We start from the raw sequence: 3452 nt of genomic DNA, 5'->3' as shown, positions 1-3452 counted from the left end.
CGCGGGGCCCCCCAACTGGGGGGGGCCCCGGGCCTCGCCTCTTTTTATCCCGCCGGCGGGCCGGGGGCGTGTGCTCCCCCCGCCGGGGGCCCCCCCCCCCGCCCCGCCCCCACCCGCGCCCGCCCCCGCCGCCGCGCCCGGCCTCGCCGAGGCGACCCCCGTGTCAGTCCGCTCTCCTGACCGACGACGGGATCGAGCCGATCGACGACGGGCTGCTGTACATCCCGCTGAGCATCGCCGAGGGAGTGACCCCCTAGGCCGTTTCTAGCCCGGAACCGGGTCCTGGAAGCCGCGCCGCCTCGCCGCCCCAGGACGGCACCGCAGCAGCCGTCCCAGGACGAGCCGCCCGCCGCGCAGCGCTCCGTGCCGGTGGAGAGCCTTCACGGCGTACGTCGAGCAGGACGGGGTGTAGGGGCAGCACGCCGGCCGGGTGGGGCTGACCTTAACGCGGTAGCGGCGAACAGCCTCGTACAGCGCGGAGGCCGTCCGGCCGGCCGGACGGGGCGCCGCGGGGTCCGCGCCCTTCCCGGCGGTCGCCGCCGGCGGGCGCAGCACGAGGAGGGGAAGGATCGTCAGCCATCGGGCGGGACAGCAGAACTGGTACCCGACACAGGTGTCCAACGTCCCTACACAGCAGCCCTCCTCTTCCTCGCCCTCGCCTCTGGACCTCTTCTTCCGCGCCCTGGCCACGCAGTCCCCCTCCCGTTCCGGCGGATCCTACGTGGGGCGATCTCGGCGTGCCGCGGGCGGCCCGTCCGCACGGCGACGCTCAGTCGGCGACGAGGCGGTCGCCGGGACCGCGGTCGACCGCCGCGTGACGAACCCCCGGTCCCGGGTGACGAACCCCCGGTCCCGGGTCCTGGACTCCCGGCCCCGCGTACCGCGTTCTGCCGATGCCGTCGCGCGACGCCGGTCCCCGTCTCGGGCCTCGCGGGCTGCTCACGCCCGGCGGAAGAGCTCCTCGAGGACGAGAGCCACCCCGTCCTCCTCGTTCGACGCGGTGTGCCGCCGCACCGCGGCGAGCACCGCGGGATGGGAGTTGGCCATGGCGTACCCCGTGCCCGCCCACTCCAGGACGGTCAGATCGTTCGGCGCGTCGCCGAAGGCGACGACGTCCGAGGCGTCGATGCCGCGCGCGGCGCAGAGCGCGGCGAGCGTGCCCGCCTTGCTGACGCCCGTCGCGCTGATCTCCAGCAGGCCCGCGCCGCCGGAGTGGGTGAACTGTGCCAGCCCTCCGGCCGACGCCTGCGCCGCGGCCAGCAGGAAGTCCGCGTCGAGCCGCGCCGACCAGGCGAGCAGCTTGGTGATCGGCACGTCCGTCAGCCACAGGTCCAGCAGGGACGCCACCTCCACCTCGCCCCCCGCCTCGACGGGGAAGCGGAGCTCGAACCTCGGCTCGTACAGCACCTGGTAGCCGGTCTCGACGGCGAACCCCAGCCCGGGCGCGGCCAGCGACAGCGCGTCGGCCACCTGCCGGGCGGCGGCCACCGGCAGGGCCCGCGTCTCGACGACGGTCCGCGTCGCGACGTCGTAGACGAGGGCGCCGTTGCTGCACACGGCCGTCCCGACGAGCCCGGTGGCGGCAGTCAGCCTGTCGACGAACCGAGGAGGGCGAGCGGTGACGAAGACGACCTCGGCCCCCGCGTCCACCGCTGCGCGCAGGGCGCTCAGGGTGCGCTGCGAGAGGATGCCGCCGCGGCGCAGCAGCGTTCCGTCGAGATCGGTGGCGATCAGCCGAGGAAGAGTCATCGCCCGATGCTACTGAACCGGCCACGCGCGTGAACCGGCCACACACGACGGGAGTTGACCGGCGCGCCGAAGTGGACGGAATCCCCGTTCCAAGCACGCGGGAGGTGCCGGAGGACCGCAGCCGCTCCGGCGACTTCGGCAGCGGCGGACTTTGACAGCGGCGAACCTCCTGCGGGCTCGGCAAACCGCCCCGGCAAACCGCCCCGGCGAACCGCCCGCCGCCGCGCCTCGGCGTCCGGCGAGGCGGCCCGTCGGCCCGCCCGCTTCTATCCTGGTGACAGGGGTGGCCCTGCTCGTGGCGAGCGAGAGGGGAGCGGCGATGGCCGAGCGGATCACCGGCGCAGAGCAGGCGACCGGGCAGGTGACCGACCGGGTGACCCGGCAGGTGACCGGGCGGACGTGGGACGCCGTCGCGCGCGAGGCCTGGGCCGACGTCTACGCGGCGCTGCGCGACCTCGACCCCGGCCGGATGGCCCCCGACGAGCTCGTCGCGCTCGCCGACGCCGCCTGGTGGACCAGACGGGTGGAGGAGTCCGTCGAGGCGAGGACGAGGGCGTACGCGGGCTTCGCGGCGGCGGGAGACGAGCGGCAGGCGGGATTCTGCGCCTGGATGCTCTTCTACGAGTACTCGCTCGCCGGGCGCACGGCCGCCGCCGCAGGCTGGCTGCACCGGGCGCGAGCGCATCTGAGCGGCGAGCCCGAGTGCGTCGAGCAGTGCTATCTCGTCTGGGTCGAGGCACAGGAGGCGCAGCAACGCGGCGACTTCGACGAGTCGCTGCGCTCCGCCCGCCGGATGGGCGACATCGCGCGGCGCTGCGGGAGCCAGGACCTCCTCGCCATGAGCGTCCAGGCGCAGGCGAACGTGCTGCTCGCCCAGGGGCGGGTCGCCGCCGGGCTCACGCTGCTCGACGACGCCATGTGCTCGGCCATGGCGGGCGAGCTCAGCTCGCTGTTCACCGGGTGGATCTACTGCCTGGGCCTCCAGCAGTGCATGGGCTGCGCCGACCTGCGGCGAGCCGTCGAGTGGACCGACGCCGCGATGTCCTGGTGCGCCTCCATGCCCCGGGAGAACAACTTCCGCGGACTGTGCCGGGTGCACCGGGCCGAGGTGCTCGATCTGTGCGGCGACTGGCCCCGGGCGGCCGCCGAAGCCGCGCTCAGCTCGGACGAGCTGCTGCCGTACGAGGCCCGGACGGCGGCGGAGGCCTTCTATCTGGCCGGCGAGCTTCAACGGCGGCGCGGCGATCTGGCCGCCGCGGAGACGTCGTACGACCGCGCGCACGAGCTGGGCCGCGACCCGCAGCCCGGACTCGCCCTGCTGCGCCTCGCCCAGGGCAAGGCCGACTCCTGTGCCGCCGCGCTGCGGATCGCCCTGGCGGCCGGCCGCGGCGGCCAGGAGCCCGGCCTTCTGGGGCGCTGTCGGCTGCTGGCCGCCCAGGTGGAGGTCGCCCTCGCCCTGGGGCGGCTCGAGGAGGCCCGGACGGCGGCTCAGGAGCTGGAGTCGAGCGCGCGGGCATGGGAGCGGCAGCGCGAGTCGAAGCGGACCGTGCTGCACGCGAGCGCCGGCGCCGCGTGCGGCGCGGTGGCGTTCGCCGAGCGCGACCTCGACATATAGCCCCAGCCCTCGCCGTAGTTCTTCAGGTAGGCGAGGTTCTCGTTGTTGAAGACGCGCTTGAGGTCGCGGGCGTAGCGGAACTCCTGTA

3 protein-coding genes are annotated in these 3452 nt (G+C 74.9%); 1 reads left to right on the top strand and 2 read right to left on the bottom strand.

Features of this window, described 5'->3' with window-relative positions; all coding sequences use genetic code 11:
• Positions 1 to 264: 264 nt before the first annotated feature.
• Together yidD and AB0M39_RS41645 are read right to left on the bottom strand one after the other, a co-directional pair.
• Complete coding sequence (gene yidD, locus AB0M39_RS41650; RefSeq protein ID WP_365374311.1) at positions 265 to 690, bottom strand: membrane protein insertion efficiency factor YidD; 426 nt, start codon at positions 688 to 690, stop codon at positions 265 to 267.
• Between the two features lie 249 nt (positions 691 to 939).
• A complete protein-coding gene (locus tag AB0M39_RS41645; protein WP_365374309.1) occupies positions 940 to 1749 on the bottom strand; it encodes an HAD hydrolase family protein in 810 nt (269 codons plus the stop codon).
• Positions 1750 to 2032: 283 nt separating this feature from the next.
• On the opposite strand from AB0M39_RS41645, the gene AB0M39_RS41640 reads away from it, so the two are divergent.
• Positions 2033 to 3364, top strand: coding sequence for a LuxR family transcriptional regulator (locus tag AB0M39_RS41640; protein WP_365374306.1), 1332 nt, complete (start codon positions 2033 to 2035; stop codon positions 3362 to 3364).
• Positions 3365 to 3452: the final 88 nt, after the last annotated feature.

It is taken from the genome of Streptomyces sp. NPDC051907 (assembly GCF_040681075.1).
Classification (GTDB): Bacteria; Actinomycetota; Actinomycetes; order Streptomycetales; family Streptomycetaceae; genus Streptomyces.
Note: the sequence above shows the minus strand (reverse complement) of the source record. Positions and strands in the feature narration are given on the sequence as shown.